Genomic DNA, 20,414 nt, shown 5'->3' on the forward strand with positions numbered 1-20,414 from the left:
AATTCATTCAATCCATTTGTTTCGACAGCCAGTTTACCGGAGGGCAGGGCGATGGTGCTGTGGCCAACATCGAATCTCAGGACAATTGCGGGGACTGTCTCGCATTGACTATAAATCGATTTTTTGAACGCGGGGTCGAATTCTTTCGAGGTGAATAATTACTGAGGCTCTACCGTTGTTGGAGCTTCACGTGGCATCAGTGATTTAGATTCTAATGCCAGGCGACATCTTGTTTATGGGCAATTCTGGGGCGTCGACGCGCGACGCCTACCCGGCATAGTCCTGACGCATCGAAAACGATTACGCGCTCAGCCGTACCGAAGCCCGGTTTCCGCATTGAAGAGGTGAACGGCTTCCGGATCAAAGAACAGCGATATGTGGTCGCCGCTGGCCAGAGCTGTTCTTGGTGGTAGGCTCGCTGTGACGCGCTGTGTGCCGACGGATGCGGTAACGAGCAGCTCCGGACCGGTCAACTCGGCCACATCGCAACGCGCGTCGATGGTATTGCCATTGCCGGCGAGCGAAAGCGCTTCCGGGCGAATGCCGAGGATGAGCTTCTGCCCATCTGCTGGCGCAGTCTTCAGTGTTGACGGCAAAGGCACACGGCCGTCTCCATTATCGATCGCCAGAGCGCCATTCTCGACCGTCACCTGCAGCAGGTTCATCGGCGGTGCGCCAACAAAAGTGGCTACATACAAGGTTGCCGGTCGGTCGTAGATTTCTGCAGGTGTGCCAAGCTGTTCGACGCGTCCGTCTTTCATGACGGCGATCCGGGTCGCAAGTGTCATTGCCTCGATCTGGTCATGCGTGACATAGACCACCGTCGTTTTCAGTATCTGGTGCAGCCGCTTGAGCTCTGTGCGCATTTCCATGCGCAATTTGGCATCAAGGTTGGACAAGGGCTCGTCGAACAGGAAGACTTCAGGCTTTCGCACCAGCGCACGACCGATCGCGACGCGCTGGCGCTGTCCACCGGAAAGCTGAGCCGGCTTGCGATCCAATAACGGCTCGATCTGCAGCAATCTGGCAGCCTCGTTGACCGCTCTGTCACGCTCCTGCACCGGTACCTGACGCATTTCCAGTCCAAAACCGATGTTCCGCCGCACTGTCAGGTTGGGATAAAGCGCATAGGACTGGAACACCATCGCGATATCGCGATCTTTTGGATGCACGCCCAGCACCGAACGATTTCCAATCCGGATATCGCCGCTAGTCGCTTCTACCAACCCGGCAATGATGTTCAGAAGCGTTGATTTGCCGCAACCGGACGAGCCGAGAAGGACAAGAAACTCGCCGCTTTCAAGCGAGATATCGACGCTCTTCAGTGTTTCGACTTCACCGTATGTCTTGCGAATACTGTTGATCTCAAGCGCGCTCATCGAACGGCCTCCTCGGAAGCAAGTGGTCCGCCATAATGACGGGGAAGGGTGGAAATTGCGCGCGACGCGACTTGTGTTCCAGCAATCAAGCAGGCTTCAACAGATTTGGAATCGGCAAGCGCAGCCAGAAATGCGGCGTTGAAAACATCACCGGCGCCGATCGTGTCGACGACTTCGACCTTGGGTGCTGCAACTGTAACCAACGAGCCGTCAGGGCAAATGGCAACTGCGCCATCAGGACCGCGTTTGACGACGACAATCGCTCCTTCAGGCATGTGCGAGCTGATTTCGCGTGCAGCCTCGATCGGATCATCAAGGCCAGCGAGCGTTGTCGTCTCAATCTCATTGAGCAATGCAATACCACAGCGGGAAAGCCAGCGACGTGTCTTCGTGCAGTTCTTTTCTGTCCACCCGTCCAGCGGCCAGCCCGTGTCGAGTGCAAGGGTGATTTGGTGGGTCGCCGCCCAGTCGAACAGTGTGTCATAGTTATGAGCCAGGTCGTCGGTCAGGAATGAGCCACAAACCAGTGCATATCCACCCGCCATCGCCGCGCCGTCGATCGTGGTCAGGACATCGGATATTCCGAAGCGGGGCAAATGACCACGTGTCGTGAAGAAGGTTCGTTCGCCGTCCGGATGTGTAATGCCGACCGACAGCGTGGTGCGCTCCGAGCGGACAGACCATTTGGCGGCGCGCTCCCCGAAGGCCTCACGCAGCCAGCTGCCGAACTGGTCACTGCCGACATTGGCGGCGATCGAGAACTCCACGCCGAGCGCTGCCCAGGCCAGCGCACTGTTGCCGGCGCTGCCGCCGACACGAAGCTCGTCGTGATCGACAATGATTTCGGTGCCAGCCTTTGGCCATGGAGCTGCAGGCCCCAAAATAAGATCGACATTGACGTTGCCGATGACTGCGAGAGGTCGCATTTATTCGCTCCTGGTAATCTTGGTTGAGCGTACAGGCGTGCCGGCATCGTCGACGCGGGCATCGGCAAATGCGATCATCAGCCGCTGCGCCGCAGGCAGCATTGCGAAGATCGCCGCAAGGCCGTTGGCTGGGGCAAAGCGGATAGAGACCGTGCCAGCGACCGGTTCGTCGCCCGAAGCGTCGAACATGATGACAGGAGCGCCCGTTTCCACCGCGGAGACGGCCATGGCCGTCACGAGGCCGGCCGTACTGTCGTTGCCGCGGAACAGAACGACGCCAATATCCGCGCCGAGCATTTCCATCGGACCATGCCGCAACTGGCCGCCTTCGAGCGAGAAGCATGGCAGACGCGACAGTTCGGTGAGGCCGAGTGCGAGCGCTTCGGCAAGGCCCTGCAGGCGGCGGCCGGAGGTGACGACGGTACGAACCGTGGCGAGAGCAGCGAGTGCCGGCGCGATGTCGGGCTCCTCTGGTGCATTCAGCACGGCGAAAGCCGCTGATGGATCGTCTCCGAACGCTGACAAAATGGCGAGGTGCAAGGCGAAGGTTACCGTGAGGCTGCGGGTCGCGGCGAAGGCAAGCTCGGTGCCACCGGCACCGATCAGTGATGTCACAGTGCGTGCCAGGAAGGATCCGCCCTCTAATGTCAGCCCGAAGGTCTCGGCATTGCCGCCTGTCTCTTCGAACCAGCGCACGACCTCAGCGCTCTCGCCCGACTGCGAGGTGACCAGAACGGTGCGACCTTCGAGCGCCAGTGGCTGGCCCAGTTGTTCCGAAAGAGGCGCGGCAATGGCGTCAATTCCAAGCGCCCGATAGAGTGGTTCGACGGCACGGCCTACCGCGTGCGATCCGCCCATTCCGAGCAGCAGCAGCTTCCTTGTCTTTGCCAATGACGCGGCAATGGTGTGGGCTTTTGTCTTCGCTGCTTCATACGAGGCGAGCGCATCGGCATACTGCCGGGCCATTTCGCGGTCAATGGCGACGAGGCCGACGGGTCTGTTCTTTTGCTGGGTCATGATCATCCCTTGACGCCACCGCTGGTAAGCCCTGAGATCAGGGCGCGTTGCATGACAAGACCGACCAGCACCGGGGGCAGGGCGGCAAGCACTCCAGCGGTTGCAATCAGTCCATAATCGGAGACACGGCCACCGGCGAGATCTGCGATGGCAACCGTGAGTGTCTTGGCGCGCTGATCGGAGGTGAACAGCAGCGCATAAAAGAATTCGTCCCAGGCCAGCAGGAAGGCGAATAGGGCCGACGTCGCCATCACGGGCATGGCCAGTGGTAACGTGATGATCTTCAGCGTGTGGAACAGGCCCGCGCCGTCGATCATCGCCGCTGCCTCGATTTCCTTCGGGATAGAATCGAACCCGGATTTCATCAGCCAGGTGGTAAAGGGAGCGAGAATTGTCAGATATACCAGTGCCAGTCCGAAGACGTTGTTGAGCAGGCCGAGATGGGCAAGACCCATATAGAGCGGCACGGCCAGCGCCACAGGCGGAAGCATGTAGGTGGCGATCACCATTGTGAGCGACCAGCCGACCGTTGGTGTCCTTGACACAGCCCAGCCTGCGGGGATGGCGAGGGCGATCGCTGCAATAGTAGACAATGCGGCAACTTCGATGCTGTTAACCAGCGACGACGTGAATGCCGCGCCAGCGCTGTTTTCCAACGTCGACAGCAACACACCATAGCGCGAAAAGTCTGGCGATTGCGGCCACCACCGCAATGGCTTGGCGGCAAGGTCGGCAGCTGGCGAGATGCTCATGATGAACAGCCAGAGGACCGGAGCGAGAATGACGGCGCCAAGCAACAGCGCGCAGCCGTAGATAAAGATGTTGAACACAGGATTGCGACGTTCCATCAGCTTGCACTCCCTGCGGTCTTGCGAACAAGTATGGCGTAGGCGGCCGCAAGCACGGTGACCAGCAGTGTGACGATCAATGCCAGAGAGGCCCCGGACCCCGCCCGCTGAAACGAAAATGCTTCCTGGTAGACGAGGATCGACAGCGTGCGAGTGCTATTGGCAGGTCCGCCACGGGTCATCACCCATATGATGTCAAAAACCTTAAAAGCTTCGATCGTGCGCAGAACCAGCGCAACCATCAGCGGACCAGCGATGTAGGGCAGGATGACAAAACGAAAGCGGGAGAAAGGCCCTGCACCATCGACCAGCGATGCCGATGTTATATCGCGGGGCACGGCCTGCAGTGCGGCAAGGGCGATCAGTGCAACAAGCGGAAAGTTTTTCCAGCAATCGGCGACGATGAGCGCTGCAAGCGCAGAGCCCGGCTCGCCAAGCCAGGAGCGGTAGGCATCGAGCAATCCGAGCTGGGTCAACATTGCATTCAACGCGCCATATTCGGGATTATAAATCAGCCGCCAGAGGGTGGCATTGACCACGGTGGGCAGCGCCCAGGGAAGGATCATCAGCGCACGCAGCAGGGTGCGGCCGTAGAAATTCTGGTTCAGCAGCAGCGCAGCAAGAACACCGATCACCATCTCGGCGGTCACCGAGACAATCGCGAACACGAGGGTCGTTGAAAGCGTGCGCTGGAAATTAGAGCTTGTGAGCATCTTCACGTAGTTATCGATACCGACAAAATTGCCTGCGGTGCCGACCAACTTGGCGTCAGTAAAGGACAAGGTGACGGTGTCAATCAACGGCCATCCGATGACGGCCATCATCACCGCGAGCAGCGGCAACATCAAAAGCCACGCACGGGTAGTCATCCAGGTGCCGGACATGGGGCGCCCTTTCAATTCATCGGTATGGAGATGGCAAGCCAGGCGGCGCTAGTGGCCGCCTGGTGGTTCACTTGCTTAAAGGCCGCTGTTTTCTGCAGCCGTATTCAGCGCATCTTCGGGAGAAGACTGGCCGAGAAGGGACTCCTGGATCGCCTGCTGAAGGGCGGTCGAGAGCTCCTGATATTTCGGTGTCGTGGGTCGCGGATACATGGCGGCGAGACCGATTTTCGCAGCGGAAATCAGCTCCTCTTGGCCTTTGGTGACGGCAGGATCATCATAGGAGGATGCCCAGATTGGCAGGCTCAACTTGGCATACTGGTTCTGCGTCGCCTGCGACGTCATGAATTCAATGAACTTCCAGGCTTCGTCAGGATGCTTGCTGGCCGAGGTAATGCCGAGACCCATCGAGCCATTCACCGCAGATGCTTCGCTCTTGCCGGATACACCGGGAGCAGCCACGACACCGACCTTGCCGGCAACTTTGCTTTCCTTGGGGTCGTTTGCCATGTTGTACATATAGGTCCAGTTCAGCGCGAAGGCGGCGTCGCCATTCTGGAAGACCTTGCGGACGTCCTCTTCGAGGAATTCCTTGGAGTTCGGGTTGGTCAGGCCGGACTTGTAGCTTGCGACCATGTAGTTGAGGGCATCAAGACCGCCGCCGGACTGGAAAGCCGGTTTTCCGTCCTTCAAGAAGTCGCCCTTATAGGCGCTGACCAGCGTCGTGTAATCGCAGATCGCAGCTTCGGCCTGCGCCCAGCTCCACGCGATCGGGGTGTCCAACAGTCCTTTGTCCTTAATTACCTTGGCCTGTTCGGTAAGTTCGTCCCAGGTCTTTGGCGGTGTTTTGATGCCGGCCTTTTCAAGGATTTCCTTGTTGTAGAACAGGTATTTGGTGTCGAGGATCCAAGGCATCCCATAGTATTTGCCGTCGTTCTGAACGGTGGTCCAGGCTCCCGGCAAAACATCCTTCTTGGTGTCGTCGGAAATGCGCGATGTGACATCCACGAGTACGTTGTTGGAGGCATATTCCGATGGCCAAATCACGTCGAAGAGAACGACGTCATAGCCGCTGCCGGAACCCTGTGCGAGCACCGTCTTGTCGTGCAAGCCTTCATAGGGAACAAATTCGAGATTAACCTTCACCTCGGGATTTGCCTTGCTGAAAGCCTCGGCCATCGCGCGCACGTCAGCTTCACTATAGGCCGCCTGCGCCATGAAAAGTGCATTGATCGTGGTTTCTGCAAATGCATGTGGTGCAAAGGAAGCGCCGAATAGTGCAGCTCCAAGCAGTGTCTTATTTAATGAGTTCAACATTTAGCCAGCCTCCAGCTTTTTGGCATTCACGCGTTTCCCGGGGGCGGCTGTACGTCGCCTCCGGCCTTTAAGGCATCCAGTGTTTCAGATGCCGATTTCGGAGCGTCGTGGAGCCGTTTTGGGCTCTCTGCGTTCCCCGGAACTCTGCGGTTCCTTATTAAGTCAATTGCATTGACTTTATTTCTTGTTCAATATTCTATTGGTGTCAAGGGGAATTGCAGATGCATGACAGACGTCCGATAAGGGCCAAAAGCGGGACCAACCAAGAAGGCACCAGTTCGCATAACAGACGGGTGATGATTGATGCGTTGCGCGTCAACGGCGCGCTCTCGCGGGCCGATCTTGCCCGTGCCACCAGACTGACGAAGCAAACCGTATCCAACATCATCGATGAACTCGAGCGCGATGGGCTTGTGGCCGCGCATGATGTGATACGAAAGGGCAGGGGGCAACCTTCGACTCCTTACAGTCTGGTCCCGGCAGGTGCATTCGCTATCGGCCTGCAGATCGACCGGCACATCACCCGCGCGCTAGCAGTCGATCTCATGGGCACAATTCTGACCCGCGCCGAAGCGCCGCTGCCGGCGAACGGTCCACAGGGGGGCGTGAAGGTCATCCTGGATCTTGTCGAGGCCGTCAGACGGGAACTTGGTCAGATGTTTAGCCAGTCTGAGCGACGCTTGGTCGGCCTTGGCGCGGCGATGCCGGGGCCCTTCGGCACAGAAACCACGACAGACGATCCCTGGATGATGTCGGCATGGCAGACATTTCCGCTGCTGGAAATGCTGGCTGCAGGCACCGGCCTTGAAGTAGGGTTGCAGAACGATGCGGCAGCCTGTGCGCAAGCGGAGCGCATGGTAGGTGCGGCCCACGGGCTCGACCACGCCGTTTGCCTTTATCTCGGCTATGGTATCGGTGCCGGTTTGATTCTCGGTGGTGAATTGTACAGTGGCGCAAATGGCAATGCTGGTGAAATTGGTATGGCTCTGTTGTCGCCGGGAGGACGTGCTGCTCCCCTGGAACATCGAGCGTCGCTGGCAGCACTCTACCAGCATCTTGAAATCGATCCGGCCGACCCCAGGGTTTACGCCAAGGTGAACGAACTTGCATCGACGGATGATCCGAGGGTCCAGCTATGGCTTGATGAAGCGGTGATGGATCTTCGCTGGAGCGTCCATCTCATTGAAACAGTCTTCGACCCACAAACAGTGATCTTGTGCGGTGGTGCGCCCGAAGCGCTTGCCTGTCGCTTGATGGCAGCGATGGAGCCGCTGGTTCCGTCGGTTGCGCAGCGCTCCGACCGCAGCGTTCCAAGGTTTCAGCTGGGAATGACAGATCCATGGGCGGTAGCACTGGGGGCGGCGGCAGAACCCATCAGTCGCGCTTTCGACCCTCGATTTTCAGCGATTCTCAAGCAGGCAATTTGAAGCTGGTTCATGTCCGTAAAGTGGTTGCAGAGCTATCGCGACGGGCATTTGACGACGATTTGGCAGAAGACTTAATTCCAATGGCATGGTTTGTGGCGGTCGCAACTGGGCTGATTGTCGGCTCCTCTAATCGCACCGCCGTTCAGACAGTGAAAAGTAAGCGGATCCTATGGGCTTTCGGCCTACGCCGACCGCTCCGTCTCATTAACCCCTTTTCAAAGGTTGAGACTGTTGATCTGCAGGTCCGGGCATGTGCGCATTGGGAAAGTGCCAGGTAAAAGCAGAAGAACTGCTGTGGTGCAGTCAAAACAGCCGGTGGATAATTCGAACAAGGCGTCCATGATGTTTCATGCGGCAATGGAAATTGCCGCACGCTACTAATCAATAGAAATGAGACGCTCTTACCAGAGTAGGATCACTGCGCTGGCGACGATGCGTCGGCTATAGGACGCATCGCTGGGGGTCAGACAGTCGTTGGCTGATCATCGCCGGGTATCCTCCCATCCGGTGTCAGTTCATCGACCGCTCGTGGCAAATCCTTGCTAAGACGTGCGAGGATTTCCTCTCGCGACAGACCGGTTTTTTCAGTCAATTCGTCTAGCACGTCCGGTCCAATCGCCTCTGCAAGTTCGTTGTCATCAATATCGTCATTTGTTCCAGGCTTTACCCAGGAATCAGCTTTTTGTCCAAAGCCGTTCTGTTGGAACGTTTTGAGTAGGTCGCTCAGGCCACCGCTCAAAATTCCCCCAGAGGTCAGGCCGCCGAGAATAGACCCGAGTCCCCCCGGCTCATTGCCTCCACCGAGCTTGCCAAGCAGATCGTCAAGGCCACTTGTCTGGCGCGATCCAGCGTCTTGACCTGTGTTTGCGCCCTCCGCCTGCGGCTTGTTCAATCCGCGCAGGAGGTCCGCGATCTTGTCCCTGTTCTGATAGCCAGCGACGGCAAGTACACCAAGCAATGCTTTCAGTTGACCACTTACCATGTTCTTCTCCTCCGTGGGCCTCGAAAACAACGTGGCGACGCGGCCCTGTTCGCTGGACTGAAACGGTTGGTTGGCCATGAAGTTCCGCCTCCACAGGTACAACGAACGCCGCGAACCCGTGCGCGCCGCCGGCCGTACGGCGGGCCACCTTTGGCAGCCTTTCTCTGTTCGGCAAAAGGAAGGGATGGAACCCTTCTCACCATTTGCCTGCTGGGTACCCCTTCGCTTTCCATGCGCAGATCAGGAGGCTTACCTCAGGTCTCCGATGAGCGTAGGGACGAGTTCCGACACGGTGGGATGTATCGGTACCGACCATTGGAGAGCCGGGTAGGGGGTGCGAGCGTTCATTGCATCGATAATGCCATGGATGGCCTCGTCGCCCTCTATGCCGAGTATAGCCGCCCCGAGGATTTGTCGGGTTTCGGCATCCGCGATTAGCTTCATGAAGCCCTGTGTCTCGCCTTTCTCAACGGCTCGGCCGACACGGCTCATGGGCCGTGTCGATACGAGAATTTGGCGACCCGATGCTCTTGCCTGGCGCTCCGTCACGCCGACCCGTCCAAGCGGAGGATCGATGTAGAGAGCGTAGGCCAGAATGCGATCGCTGAGCTTCCGGTCGCCTCCATCGAGCAAGTTGGCGGCGACGATCTCGAAGTCGTTGTAGGACGTGTGGGTAAAAGCGCCGCGGCCGTTGCAGTCCCCCAATGCCCATATGCCGCTGACATTCGTGGAGAGGCTGTTGTCTACGACGATAAAGCCTTTGTCGTCGGTCTCGACACCAGCCGCTTCAAGACCCAGATCATCGGTATTGGGTCGTCTACCTGTGGCAACAAGGACGTGGCTTGCATTCATGGTCCCGCTGTTTGTCGTGACCGCGATGTCATCCGCAGTTTGTCTGAACGATAGCCCGGTTACCCCCGTATGAACTGCAATGCCTTCTGCCCGTAGGATGTCAGCGATGGCGGATGAGACATCGTCGTCTTCACGGGAGGCGAGGCGGGTGCCACGCTCTAAGATGGTTACGCTTGCGCCGAAACGGCGGTACATCTGCGCGAACTCCAGGCCGATGTAGCTTCCCCCGATCACAACGAGATGACGCGGAACCTCCGCCAGCTGGATGATCGACGTACTTGTCAGGTATGACACGTCCGCAAGCCCAGGGTAGTCGGGAATAGACGGACGTGCACCAACATTGATGAACACCTGCGGTGCTGTCAGACGCGTGCCATTGACCACAACCGTATTGGGATTTTCGAACTTTCCTTGTCCGTAGATCACCGACATGCTGTCGAGACTGTCAAACCAGGTAGCAAGGCCTTTGCGGGCATCGAGCGTGACCTTTTCAGCCCGGCCTCGCACGGTCTCCATGTCTATACCGATCTCGCCGGGGACAACGACCCCATATTCGCCAGCGCGCCGGGCGACGTGTGCAGCCCGTGCGCTGGCGACCAATGTCTTGGTTGGCATGCATCCGGCGTTGACGCATGTGCCGCCAAGATATTTGCGCTCGATCAGCGCGACCTTGCGTCCAGCCGCCGCCATTCGCGCCGCCAGAAATGGACCGGCCTGTCCTGCACCGATGAAGATGGCGTCGAAGGAAGTCATGATACGGCCGCTACAATCAGCAGCGCTCCAACGACGGCGACAGCGTCTTCGATCAGGGCGGCGGGCAGGTCGCGCCCGAACGAGGTGGCAAGTCTGGCGCGGACGGCTGCTCCGCCGTAGGTACCGATGATCGCTCCGACGATCCCGGCGACCAAGCCTAAAGCGAGCAATCCAGCCGACGCACCGATGGCTGCGCCTGACAGAGCGCCTGATGCCAAGCGGGTTCCGAACTGGACCAGCACTTTGCGGGATGGCGTGCCTGGGAGCTTGTCGGTGATCAATTCACCAAGTGCCAGAACGCTCAAAATCAAAGGTGTCCACTTGTAACCTATGAAGGCCAGAGGTGTCTGGGAAACATCCAGCCAGCCAAGGCTTGCCGCCCAAGCGATGGCAGCTGGAGCTGTCATCGCTCGTAGTCCGGCGATGACACCGATTAAAAGCGCGAGAAAAATCATCATGCCATTCCCCTTTTTTTGATCTGGCGTGGTGCCTGTCGCTACTGCGCCATCGCGTGCAGCAAATGAGAGTCCAGCCTTCGATGAAGTCAAGCAGGTCAGTGTCACAAGACCCCTGTCTGGGAATAGATTTCCGTATCGTCCAATTATGTGCGGACGACATCATCTGGTTCCCCGATGCGAGTGCCAGCGTGCGATCGCTGATAGCATCCTCCTCTGACGGCCTTTGACGAGATGACGTTACCTGACTGATTTTTGTTTGGCGAGTTAAGCGTCGTAAATCGATGCAAAGGGCGAAGCCTGCCGACAATTAGTCAGGCGGCGCAGTGCAGCATTCCGTAACGATCGCGGGCTGACCGTGTGCAGCCAAACGGAGGGCTGGCTGGTAGTCCGGAAATCAGGAGGCCATCTCTACGGTGTGAGGAGTACCGCGACGGTGTTGCCGACTATGATGGCGACGGACTTTTTGCCTTGCAGTAGCGCTGTAATGGTAGCGGTTACGCCGCCGTCGTTGCTCCGCATCGTAGCGCGGGGCTTCAATATTTCTTCTTGCGAACACTCTTGTTGCCACGTGCTCCGCTGATGACAGGTGTTCTCGCCAGATTTTCAGAGACAAGCCTGCGCCACCGATCAACGCGTTCGGCGGCCAAAGCTCCGCTTTTGACGGCCGTCTGAACTGCGCAGCCCGGCTCATGCGCATGGGTGCAATCACGAAATCGGCAATGTGGTGCAAGCTCAACGACGTCTGCAAAAAGTGTGTCAATACCGTCGGTGACATCACTGATGTAGAGTGTCCTGATCCCAGGGGTATCAATCACCCAGCCACCACCGGGAATGGCATGCAGGGATCGCGCGGTCGTGGTGTGACGGCCTTGCGCATCATATTCGCGAATAGGTCCGGTTTTCTGCTTTAAGTCAGACGCTGGGCCGATCAGCGTGTTCACCAGCGTCGATTTTCCTACCCCTGAGGATCCAACCAAAGCAATCGTTTGGCCAGCACCGCACCAGGGACTTAAAAGAGACCTTGCATCGCCGGATCGACCATTCAGCGCAACGACAGGCAGATCACGCTGCAAAGCCTCTGCCTTGGTCTGAAACAGGCCGACATCGTCGGCGGTGTCAGCTTTTGTTAGCACGATTACCGGCTTACTCCCAGCCTGGTTGGCCATGATTATGTAGCGTTCCAGCCGATCACTATTGAAATCGGCATTGCACGACGTCACAATCAGCAGCGTATCGACGTTAGCAGCAACGAGTTGTTGGCCACGTCCGACCTCTGTACGCCGCTGAAACACCGCTTTCCTATCAAGCCGACGGACAAACATTTCAGAGTAGGGATCGGCTAAAACCCAATCTCCGACCGCAAATTCCGCCGTATTGGCATTGGCCGGAAGCACCAGCTCGACAGGCCCTGCGGCACCGATCACGTCGATGCGCGCGCGGTGGACCGATGCGACGCGCCGAGGCAAGAGGCCAGCTTCACCAGGCTTGATCTGATCTGCGAAGAAGTCTGACCAACCAAGCGATACCAAGGCGGTGTGAAGATGGGATTCGGTCAAATTTCTTATCGCATTCGCTGTCGGAGTTTACAGAGGTTTGATGGTTTCCTGCCTAGGTGCGCTGCTGTTCTCGCCTAGGCAAAGAGGTTGCGTAAGCAGCAGCTTCGCCGGAATATGGAAATGGGTCTGACAACTGACGGTCGCCGTCGTAAACCTGGAAGGCGGGTCCGTCGATTTCGACGATTTTATATCCATTCACGTATTCAAACTTTGTCGTTTTCCAACCCATAGAATGGTCTCCAATATCGGTCCGATGTTCTTAAACTCTGAAGATGATGTTCGACCGTCATACCCATCAGCCCATGGGTGTATCAGGTGTTTGCACAAAAGACGAATTGATCAGCACCACGTTGCGCATCTAGCGAAATACACCCACACGTCGGCGCTGTTCGGGCGGGACCAAACTGCATTGGGCCAAGGAGCTTCCGCGACCGTGGTGGTGCCGAGCGGCGGCAGGACCGGTGGATCGTGGGTAATCCATATTTCGTTCAGCGCATTTCAGACAAGCAGCGCGATACGCGCATAGCTGAGTTGCACAGTAATTGTTTTCCAAATGGTCAAAAATCGGGCATAACGACTACAACCGATGCACATGGCGACCTCCTCCCGGGATCGCAGCGTCGGTTGTTCCCCTCTGGAGGTTTTGAACCTTCAAACTTATAGGCCGCGACTTTTGTCGACGGCCTTTTTTCTTTCTCATTCCTGTCGGACGACTGTGCGTCATTACTGGCGCCGGAAAGCCACCGTGTGCGACTGAACCAATGGTAGAGAAATGGGCTTAAATTTCTTCTGTAGATTGTTGATTGATGCGTCTTGACGCGCGCTGCCAGACAATGGACTTGTTACGAAACGACTGCGGAATATCCATGCCATTCTATCTTGTCACCCAGACCACTCTCATTGAAGCGGATGACCCACAATCTGCGGCGCAAAACGCAATCGATTTGATCCGTTCAGGCTCCGAAGTGTTGGTTGCTGTTAAACGCGACCATACAGACATCTCTCATGTGGTTGTGGGTGCTAAGACACTACCATCAATTGTATCTGAAGAAACGACAGTCGGTGAGCTATCTTTTCCGGCAGAGCACGTCTCTGAGGTTATGTCACAACCTGGCAAGCTGACGTGGATGCACAAACTGGCCGATGCAATTTCGCTCAGAAGCTGGCGGCGTTGAACCAAATGCCATTCGGCCTCCTGATGGCAGGAAGATAATTTATCCGGAGCGCCGGTGGGACGGGCAATCAAATTGTCTTTTGTCAGCTTCCGTATTGCAAAAACTCACAAGCCGCCATCGGCGCGCTTTATGGCGGTTCGTGCGTCGGCTTACCGATAAGTAAGAAAAAGGTCGATGAGAACCTTTTTCCTATCCGACGTTCGAAGGCGCTTGGCGATCGGACCATGACCGGTATGGTTGAATTTCCAGCGCAGACGCAGACATTGATGGTTCCTTCATTCTGGCCGAATGCAGCCTGTTGTGGCGATCCCCATCGATCCCATCTCGGTCTTCAGATAGCGAATGCATGAAACCCGGAGGCCTGAACTCTGGCTTCTAGAGCCTGAAACGGGACTACGGGGTAGAGAGGCCCGCTCAGCGTGATGCCGTCACGCGTAAGTCGTTGTCGCCCAGCCATGTTTCGCCAATGCCGATCTGCAAAATGCAAGCCTGGGCTGCAATCCAAGCCGTCATAACATTTAAGTATAATGCGATGACGCAATTTGATTTGATGTTATGCGCTCATAGTGATCATCTGCAGACGAACGCGGCGAAGATCGCAAGGGGACACATATGAAGTTATCTGATTCCGATAGAGCAGCAGGCCTGCTCTACCTTATTCTTGCCGTCTGTTTTGTCGTCCCGGCAATCGGGTATGGCTTTGGAAGCGTGCGCCGCCTAGGCGCGGGCGTATTTCCGCTGGTGGTAGGTCTGCTTCTCGCGCTTGTGGGCCTGCTACTCGTTATCAGGTCGCTATGCGGCCACAAGGGGGCTGCGGTAGCAGAGATGAACCTGCGTACGCCAGCATATATTGTTGCAGCGTTGGTTTTTGCTGCAGCAACTTTACGGGTTGGAGGCATAGCGGTCGCTGTGCCAGGCGCCGTTTTGATTTCCAGCCGTGCCTCGCGTGATTTTCCCATATCGCACGCTCTTGGACTGGCTGCGCTTTTGACGGTGTTCGTCTGGCTTGTCTTTGTCGTTGGCTTCAGCGTGCGCCTCCCGTTTCTGGCAGGAGTTTTGTAATGGATTGGTTTGCAAACCTCGCGGGCGGTTTCGAGACAGCCGTAACGTTAAATAACATTATGTTATGCTTCATCGGTGTTTTGCTTGGGACCGCAATCGGTGTTCTTCCGGGTGTGGGACCGCTTGTCACAATAGCGATATTGCTACCATTGACATATTCGTTGGAGCCAACGAGTGCCTTGATCATGCTCTCGGGCATATACTACGGTGCCCAATATGGTGGATCGACCACAGCGATCCTGGTGAACCTGCCAGGGGAATCTGGTTCCGTTGTTACCTGCATTGACGGCAATGCGATGGCCAGAAACGGCCGTGCAGGATCAGCGTTGGCGATAGCTGCGCTAGGATCGTTCTTTGCTGGCACCGTTGGCACACTTATGATTGCGGCGTTCTCGCCATATCTTTCAAAGATAGCACTATCCTTCGGGCCGGCAGACTACTTCTCGCTCATGGTTCTTGGTTTGGTCGCTGCAATCGTGCTTGCATCCGGTGGCCTGCTGAAGGCGTTCGGAATGATCCTTGTGGGAATTCTTCTGGGTTCGGTCGGTACCGATCTCACGACTGGCACGGCGCGTTACACTTTTGGTACTTTCGAGCTTCTTGACGGCTTGGAATTTACCGCGCTGGCGATGGGCCTGTTCGCGATCGGCGACATTATCGCCAATGCGAGCAAAACCCATGACCGCAGTATGGTGAAGGGCAAGGTCACGGATCTTTGGCCAAACAAGCAAGAATTTAAGGAAGCCTGGCCAGCTGTCCTGAGGGGCACGGCGCTGGGATCACTCCTTGGATTGCTCCCTGGCGGTGGTGCCACGCTGTCCTCCTTTGCGTCCTATTCGATTGAAAAGAAGCTTTCAAAACATCCGGAACGATTTGGCAAAGGGGCACCTGCCGGCGTTGCTGCACCTGAGAGTGCCAACAATGCTGGCGCCCAGAGCGCGTTCATCCCAATGTTGACGTTAGGTTTGCCGTCGAACGGGGTCATGGCCATGATGATTGGCGCGATGATGATCCATAACATCGTTCCCGGTCCCGAGGTGATGACACGCAATGCAGATCTTTTTTGGGGTTTGGTCGCCTCAATGTGGATCGGCAACTTTCTGCTCGTTATTATCAATCTGCCACTGATCGGCATTTGGGTCCGCTTGCTTCGCCTGCCTTACAATATGCTCTTCCCGGCTATCCTGATATTTTCCTTGGTAGGCCTGTACTCCATCGGAAATTCGTCTGCGCCGATCTTGATGGCGGCCGGTTTTGGCATCCTTGGTTATCTGTTCAACCGCTTGGGTTGTGAGCCTGCGCCTTTGTTGCTCGGATTCATTCTCGGCCCGATGATCGAAGTCTATATGCGCCGCGCGCTGCTGTTGTCCAAAGGAGACGTCAGCGTTTTTGTAACGCAACCGCTTTCGCTCGTTCTTTTGCTGACCGCGCTCGCACTCCTGATTTCCGTTCTTTCGCCCGTGGTGCGCAGGAAACGAGAAGAAGTCTTTGTTGAAGACTAAAGCCTGCCAAAAAATACAAAAGGGAACTTTCAGAATGTACAAAATCTCACGCAGAACTTTCGCAGCTTTAACCTTGGCATCGTTAATCCCAATGACGACAGGTGCGTTGGCGGATGAATTCCCGTCACGCGCCGTCACAATCATCGTTCCTTATGCGCCGGGTGGCCAGGGTGATATCACGGGCCGCCTGATTGCGGAGCACTTGTCACCACTGATCGGGCAGCCAGTGACCGTCGAGAATCGACCGGGCGCCAATGGCGTTATCGGGATCTCTGCGATAGCCAATGCCGAGGCCGATGGCCATACGATTGGTGTCGTTGTTGCGTCTCATGCGATGGCGAAGGCTTTGGTTCCCAACCTGCCCTACGACCCTGTAACAAGTTTCACCCCCATAACCACGACTGCAAGAACAGACATCGTGATGGTTACCACGCCATCGATCGGTGTAAAAAATGTCGAGGAGTTTATTTCCTACGCAAAAGAACATGCCGGCGATGTCGCCTTCGATTCATCCGGTCAGGGCAGCAACACACATCTGTTTGGAGAGTGGTTTGCAGATGCGGCAGGCATCGAGATGATTCATGTGCCGTACCAGGGCTCTGGGGACGCAATGCCGGACCTGCTGTCAGGCGTTATTCAAGTTGGCTTTAAGTCGGTGCTGGCGGTCCGTGGATATATTGACAGCGGTCAGCTCGTAGCGATTGCCGCTGGGGGTCCTGAACGTACAGCCGTTTATCCTGACCTTCCTACCGCTGCCGAACAGGGTGTCACTGGCTATAGTGCCAATACATGGGGCATGGTTCTTGCTCCAGCCAACATTCCTGCAGAACGCGTCCAATACCTGAACTCAAAGATCGTGGAAGTTCTGAAAAAACCGGAGGTGGTTGAAAAGTTTTCTTCGATGGGGGCAACGGTCGTTGCCGATAGTCCTGAGGCGGCGAGATCCATGCTGCAAAGTGAGGAGAAGACCTATTCCGATCTTATCACCCGCCTTGGCATCAAGTTAGGCCAGTAAAAGATTTGCCCCTCGCGACATCGCGAGGGGCAACCATCGTCGGGTCTATAGGGGATGATATGGGAAACAGATCGCTAAATCCGCGCCAGCTCGAGGCGTTTCGCGCCGTCATGGTATCTGGAAGCATTACCAAAGCAGGGCTTCTTCTTTCCATTTCGCAGCCTGCGGTGACACGGCTCATACGTGATCTTGAACTTGATCTTGAAATGCAACTGTTTTCACGCAGTGGTGCGACAGTCAGTCCTACTCCAGAAGCAAGAGAGTTTTTCAACGAGGTGGAGAGGCATTTCATTTCGACTGAAAGATTGCGGGAGAGCGCCTCCAGCATTCGGGAGTTTGGAACAGGAAGGCTTAGAATTGCGGCAATACCTGCACTTTCCGGCCATTGCTTGCCGGATGCACTTGCTCGTTACGCCTCTGATTTCCCCAATACGATAGTATCTGTGCACAACGGCGCATCGGTTGACCTCATCGATCTTGTTGCCGCCAGCCACGTGGATGTCGCCATCATTGCGCGTCCTGCATCTCGCAACGACTGCTCATTCCGGCTTCTTCCGGAGGCAGAGGCTGTGTGCATACTTCCCCGCACCCATCCACTTGCCGAAAAGAAGGTCATTAGTCCGGCAGACCTTGATAAACAGGACTATATCGCGTTGGGCCACGGCAGCCTGATGCGTATGGAGTTAGAGGCGCTATTGCGCGCGGCTGAGGCGCATCCACGCTTGCGCGTAGAAAGTCTGTTTTCAGGAACCGTTGTCCACTATGTCAATCGTGGACTGGGGCTGGCGATTGTTGATCCTCTGGTCGCGTCGATGGTCGATACATCGAGCACAGTGGTGCGCAAATTCTCTCCCAAAATTCGCTATCAACTGTCCGTTGTCTACGCGCCTGAAATCGTCCGAAGCCCGATGCTGGAGCGTTTTGTGGAAGTGTTTACCGAAACCTATGAGCGATTGACACGATCACTTCAGGCGCATGTCGCATGACCTTGCTCTAAACTAAAACACCGAAAGGAACTGATATGAAGGACTTCGAGGACTTCCTCGTTGCGATGGATGCTGCCGTTGCGCGGGTCGCGCAGGAGGAGCCTGAGGAACACCGCAAACTTCGAACCGGCAAGCTTGAGGCTCGGCCTGGTGGTAAGGGAAGTTATTTCACGACGCTCGACATCGCCCATGGAATGCTGCGAGATTTTACAATGTACATTGTCTATCCTGGCCTTGTTCTGCACCGCCAGCGGCAAGACCTGGATGCATCGCGAGCAATGATTGCAGAGATGTTCCCCACGGTTTTAAACTATCTCGGCTACAGTGGTTTTGGCGAATTGAAGGTGCTCGGGCATAGGCTGTTGCGCTTGGCTCCAACATTGAACAACGAGCAGTTTGATCAAGCGCTCACTCGGTTTCTCCGTTATACAAACCTACTCTATGGCTGGGCATATCACTGGTTCCCTTGGAACATCGGTGATGCCATGCGTTATGAAGAAGGGGGCGAAATCGAACTTCCAGAAGTCGTTGACAGCCTCGAGCCGACAAGCACGCTGATAAAGTTGAGGTGGGACCCAATTGGTATTGAAGTCAAAGCATTTGTAGTAACTGACGGCAATGCGGAGTTGTGCAATGAGCTAATGGCCATCATGCCGTTTAAATGCCTTCAGACGCATGCGATGGTCGCTGGCGAGTCACTTATGGCTTACACACCTCTGGTATCAACCGCACCCACGCCCTTCAAAGAGGAAATACGTCTTGCCCCTCCGGGTCGCATAAGGTTTAACCCAAGGACCGGGCAGAAGCTGATTGTGCAATATGGGCGCACGACAGAAGATATCCTCGCTCCGGTTATCGGCTCCGTTTTGCCCGAAGATGTTTCGAAGCTTGCCAAGGTCGGCGCAGCTGTATGGGAATCCACCTATCTCCACAAGGAGCCGGTCTGGTTGACCGTCGAGCGCTTGAGGTAGGCTTAAAATCCATATCGGCTCAGTATCCAGCCTGTGTATTGAGCCGATATTGTGAAACTACTTCGCCGGTCCTCCACTCCGTTTCGAGGGATGCGGCTGCTGCCCACGGAAGAATAAGCGGGACTTTTGACACTAGGTTTTTAGATATATTGCAAACGATTAATCGATCAGTCTTGGAAACTCCGTGGCCTAGAGTAGGTCATGCCAATAAGGCAACTACACAGGCAAGGCTCGTATTACAGACAGGCAGCGAGCCGCGGATGCTCTTCTGCCTGATCCTCATAGTCTTGCATTATGTCGCGAATACGTGGTTTTGCGAAGGAGAAGGCGACCACGCAGGCGGGATCGAAATGCGAGTCAGCGCATGAAACGATATACGCGACGGCATCTTCGAAACTCCATGCAGGCTTATATGGCCTGGCGACGGTCAAAGCATCAAACGTATCGGCTATTGCCACAATCCGGGCAGATAGAGGAATGTCGAAACGACGCCTCTGCTGCGGATACCCGGTGCCGTCCCATCTTTCATGGTGACTGCCTGCAATTTCGGCTGCAAGCTGCAACAATTTGGACTGAGATCCGGCCAGGATTTGGTAGCCTATAGATGCATGTTGTTTCATTTCGTTGAACTCTTCGTCCGTCAACTTGCCCTTTTTCAGCAAGATTGCATCTGGCGTAGCAACCTTGCCAATGTCATGCATTGGAGCGGCCCAGCGAATGTCTGTTGCAACTTCTTGATCAAGCCCATACGCGAGAGCAATGGCTTCGGCGTACGCGCCGACACGTTGCGTGTGTTTTCCTGTTTCAGGGTCTTTGTACCCGGCCGCCATGGTCAGTCGATCAATAATTTCGTGCTCGCGGTCTTTCAGCTCTGCAGTTGCCTTGTCCACTTCGGATTTAAGCCACGCGGCGCGATCGGCCAGTTTGTTGCGCGCGTCGGCCAAAGCTACGAGGTTGCGCACGCGCGCGCTGAACTCCAGTGGATTGATTGGCTTTGTCAAATAGTCCATCGCACCGCAATTGAGTGCTGCCATGCGGGTATCAATATCAGTGGCGCCGGTTACAAATACGAAGGCCTTTTCACGGTATTGCTCAAGGGACACCAGCGCTTTCATCAATTCAATACCGTTCATCCCGGGCATCTGGAAATCAAATATCGCAATATCGAAATTAAGCTGTGGCACCTGTTCAAGCACAAGATCCGGCCGGAGAAATGGCACGGCCTGGCAATCTGCCAGGCGCTCCACCAAATGCGTAAGCAGTGCGAGATTGGTTTTGTTGTCGTCTACCAGCAGAATGCGCATCAA

The 20,414-nt window shown here is 56.0% G+C and carries 18 protein-coding genes; 7 read left to right on the forward strand and 11 right to left on the reverse strand.

Annotated features, from left to right (window positions below):
* Positions 1-308: 308 nt before the first annotated feature.
* The 6 genes from ACZ5FM_RS23070 to ACZ5FM_RS23095 form a co-directional block, all read right to left on the reverse strand.
* The gene (locus ACZ5FM_RS23070) at positions 309-1,379 is read right to left on the reverse strand and encodes an ABC transporter ATP-binding protein (RefSeq protein ID WP_464041375.1); all 1,071 of its coding nucleotides are present in this window, start codon (positions 1,377-1,379) and stop codon (positions 309-311) included.
* Complete coding sequence (locus tag ACZ5FM_RS23075; RefSeq protein WP_312948164.1) at positions 1,376-2,305, reverse strand: PfkB family carbohydrate kinase; 930 nt, start codon at positions 2,303-2,305, stop codon at positions 1,376-1,378. The genes ACZ5FM_RS23070 and ACZ5FM_RS23075 overlap by 4 nt, the downstream gene beginning before the upstream one ends.
* On the reverse strand, positions 2,306-3,328 hold the full coding sequence (locus tag ACZ5FM_RS23080; RefSeq protein ID WP_312948166.1) for an SIS domain-containing protein: 1,023 nt from the start codon (positions 3,326-3,328) through the stop codon (positions 2,306-2,308).
* The gene (locus ACZ5FM_RS23085; protein WP_464041376.1) at positions 3,325-4,170 is read right to left on the reverse strand and encodes a carbohydrate ABC transporter permease; all 846 of its coding nucleotides are present in this window, start codon (positions 4,168-4,170) and stop codon (positions 3,325-3,327) included. The genes ACZ5FM_RS23080 and ACZ5FM_RS23085 overlap by 4 nt, the downstream gene beginning before the upstream one ends.
* Entirely contained in the window at positions 4,170-5,054 is an 885-nt protein-coding gene (locus ACZ5FM_RS23090; protein WP_192490028.1) for a carbohydrate ABC transporter permease, read from the reverse strand. Before ACZ5FM_RS23090 ends, ACZ5FM_RS23085 begins: the two co-directional genes overlap by 1 nt.
* Before the next feature lie 75 nt (positions 5,055-5,129).
* Complete coding sequence (locus tag ACZ5FM_RS23095) at positions 5,130-6,368, reverse strand: extracellular solute-binding protein (protein ID WP_312948170.1); 1,239 nt, start codon at positions 6,366-6,368, stop codon at positions 5,130-5,132.
* A gap of 221 nt (positions 6,369-6,589) precedes the next feature.
* On the opposite strand from ACZ5FM_RS23095, the gene ACZ5FM_RS23100 reads away from it, so the two are divergent.
* Entirely contained in the window at positions 6,590-7,795 is a 1,206-nt protein-coding gene (locus ACZ5FM_RS23100; RefSeq protein ID WP_275642928.1) for an ROK family transcriptional regulator, read from the forward strand.
* A gap of 463 nt (positions 7,796-8,258) precedes the next feature.
* Here the strand turns inward: ACZ5FM_RS23100 and ACZ5FM_RS23105 are convergent, their stop codons facing one another.
* The 4 genes from ACZ5FM_RS23105 to rsgA form a co-directional block, all read right to left on the reverse strand.
* Positions 8,259-8,777, reverse strand: a complete 519-nt coding sequence (locus tag ACZ5FM_RS23105; RefSeq protein ID WP_464041377.1) for a YidB family protein — start codon at positions 8,775-8,777, stop codon at positions 8,259-8,261.
* Positions 8,778-9,026: 249 nt separating this feature from the next.
* Positions 9,027-10,382 carry an FAD-containing oxidoreductase gene (locus ACZ5FM_RS23110; RefSeq protein ID WP_312948173.1) on the reverse strand — a complete coding sequence of 452 codons (1,356 nt, stop codon included), beginning with the start codon at positions 10,380-10,382 and terminating at the stop codon, positions 9,027-9,029.
* A complete protein-coding gene (locus tag ACZ5FM_RS23115; RefSeq protein WP_312948174.1) occupies positions 10,379-10,840 on the reverse strand; it encodes a DUF4126 family protein in 462 nt (153 codons plus the stop codon). The genes ACZ5FM_RS23110 and ACZ5FM_RS23115 overlap by 4 nt, the downstream gene beginning before the upstream one ends.
* A gap of 533 nt (positions 10,841-11,373) precedes the next feature.
* Positions 11,374-12,396 carry a ribosome small subunit-dependent GTPase A gene (gene rsgA, locus ACZ5FM_RS23120; RefSeq protein ID WP_312948175.1) on the reverse strand — a complete coding sequence of 341 codons (1,023 nt, stop codon included), beginning with the start codon at positions 12,394-12,396 and terminating at the stop codon, positions 11,374-11,376.
* 866 nt (positions 12,397-13,262) lie between these two features.
* On the opposite strand from rsgA, the gene ACZ5FM_RS23125 reads away from it, so the two are divergent.
* From ACZ5FM_RS23125 to ACZ5FM_RS23150, 6 genes are all read left to right on the forward strand, one after another.
* Positions 13,263-13,571 carry a hypothetical protein gene (locus tag ACZ5FM_RS23125; RefSeq protein ID WP_464041379.1) on the forward strand — a complete coding sequence of 103 codons (309 nt, stop codon included), beginning with the start codon at positions 13,263-13,265 and terminating at the stop codon, positions 13,569-13,571.
* A gap of 612 nt (positions 13,572-14,183) precedes the next feature.
* Positions 14,184-14,633: a tripartite tricarboxylate transporter TctB family protein gene (locus tag ACZ5FM_RS23130; RefSeq protein ID WP_312948176.1), complete on the forward strand. Its 450-nt coding sequence runs from the start codon at positions 14,184-14,186 to the stop codon at positions 14,631-14,633.
* Positions 14,633-16,135, forward strand: a complete 1,503-nt coding sequence (locus tag ACZ5FM_RS23135; protein WP_192490038.1) for a tripartite tricarboxylate transporter permease — start codon at positions 14,633-14,635, stop codon at positions 16,133-16,135. The genes ACZ5FM_RS23130 and ACZ5FM_RS23135 overlap by 1 nt, the downstream gene beginning before the upstream one ends.
* Positions 16,125-17,150: a Bug family tripartite tricarboxylate transporter substrate binding protein gene (locus ACZ5FM_RS23140; RefSeq protein WP_464041380.1), complete on the forward strand. Its 1,026-nt coding sequence runs from the start codon at positions 16,125-16,127 to the stop codon at positions 17,148-17,150. Before ACZ5FM_RS23135 ends, ACZ5FM_RS23140 begins: the two co-directional genes overlap by 11 nt.
* 59 nt (positions 17,151-17,209) lie before the next feature.
* Positions 17,210-18,136, forward strand: a complete 927-nt coding sequence (locus tag ACZ5FM_RS23145) for a LysR family transcriptional regulator (RefSeq protein WP_275642937.1) — start codon at positions 17,210-17,212, stop codon at positions 18,134-18,136.
* A 35-nt stretch (positions 18,137-18,171) separates the two neighbouring features.
* Entirely contained in the window at positions 18,172-19,107 is a 936-nt protein-coding gene (locus ACZ5FM_RS23150) for a cucumopine synthase-related protein (RefSeq protein WP_312948179.1), read from the forward strand.
* Between the two features lie 236 nt (positions 19,108-19,343).
* Here the strand turns inward: ACZ5FM_RS23150 and ACZ5FM_RS23155 are convergent, their stop codons facing one another.
* Entirely contained in the window at positions 19,344-20,411 is a 1,068-nt protein-coding gene (locus ACZ5FM_RS23155) for an HD domain-containing phosphohydrolase (protein WP_464041381.1), read from the reverse strand.
* Positions 20,412-20,414 lie beyond the last annotated feature (3 nt).

Source organism: Agrobacterium sp. 5Ca50 (assembly GCF_055381905.1).

Coding starts and splice junctions, on each gene's coding strand:
- ACZ5FM_RS23070 (WP_464041375.1), bottom strand. CDS start 1,379: ATGAGCGCGCTTGAGATCAACAGTATTCGCAAGACATACGGTGAAGTC.
- ACZ5FM_RS23075 (WP_312948164.1), bottom strand. CDS start 2,305: ATGCGACCTCTCGCAGTCATCGGCAACGTCAATGTCGATCTTATTTTG.
- ACZ5FM_RS23080 (WP_312948166.1), bottom strand. CDS start 3,328: ATGATCATGACCCAGCAAAAGAACAGACCCGTCGGCCTCGTCGCCATT.
- ACZ5FM_RS23085 (WP_464041376.1), bottom strand. CDS start 4,170: ATGGAACGTCGCAATCCTGTGTTCAACATCTTTATCTACGGCTGCGCG.
- ACZ5FM_RS23090 (WP_192490028.1), bottom strand. CDS start 5,054: ATGTCCGGCACCTGGATGACTACCCGTGCGTGGCTTTTGATGTTGCCG.
- ACZ5FM_RS23095 (WP_312948170.1), bottom strand. CDS start 6,368: ATGTTGAACTCATTAAATAAGACACTGCTTGGAGCTGCACTATTCGGC.
- ACZ5FM_RS23100 (WP_275642928.1), top strand. CDS start 6,590: ATGCATGACAGACGTCCGATAAGGGCCAAAAGCGGGACCAACCAAGAA.
- ACZ5FM_RS23105 (WP_464041377.1), bottom strand. CDS start 8,777: ATGGTAAGTGGTCAACTGAAAGCATTGCTTGGTGTACTTGCCGTCGCT.
- ACZ5FM_RS23110 (WP_312948173.1), bottom strand. CDS start 10,382: ATGACTTCCTTCGACGCCATCTTCATCGGTGCAGGACAGGCCGGTCCA.
- ACZ5FM_RS23115 (WP_312948174.1), bottom strand. CDS start 10,840: ATGATGATTTTTCTCGCGCTTTTAATCGGTGTCATCGCCGGACTACGA.
- ACZ5FM_RS23125 (WP_464041379.1), top strand. CDS start 13,263: ATGCCATTCTATCTTGTCACCCAGACCACTCTCATTGAAGCGGATGAC.
- ACZ5FM_RS23130 (WP_312948176.1), top strand. CDS start 14,184: ATGAAGTTATCTGATTCCGATAGAGCAGCAGGCCTGCTCTACCTTATT.
- ACZ5FM_RS23135 (WP_192490038.1), top strand. CDS start 14,633: ATGGATTGGTTTGCAAACCTCGCGGGCGGTTTCGAGACAGCCGTAACG.
- ACZ5FM_RS23145 (WP_275642937.1), top strand. CDS start 17,210: ATGGGAAACAGATCGCTAAATCCGCGCCAGCTCGAGGCGTTTCGCGCC.
- ACZ5FM_RS23150 (WP_312948179.1), top strand. CDS start 18,172: ATGAAGGACTTCGAGGACTTCCTCGTTGCGATGGATGCTGCCGTTGCG.
- ACZ5FM_RS23155 (WP_464041381.1), bottom strand. CDS start 20,411: ATGCGCATTCTGCTGGTAGACGACAACAAAACCAATCTCGCACTGCTT.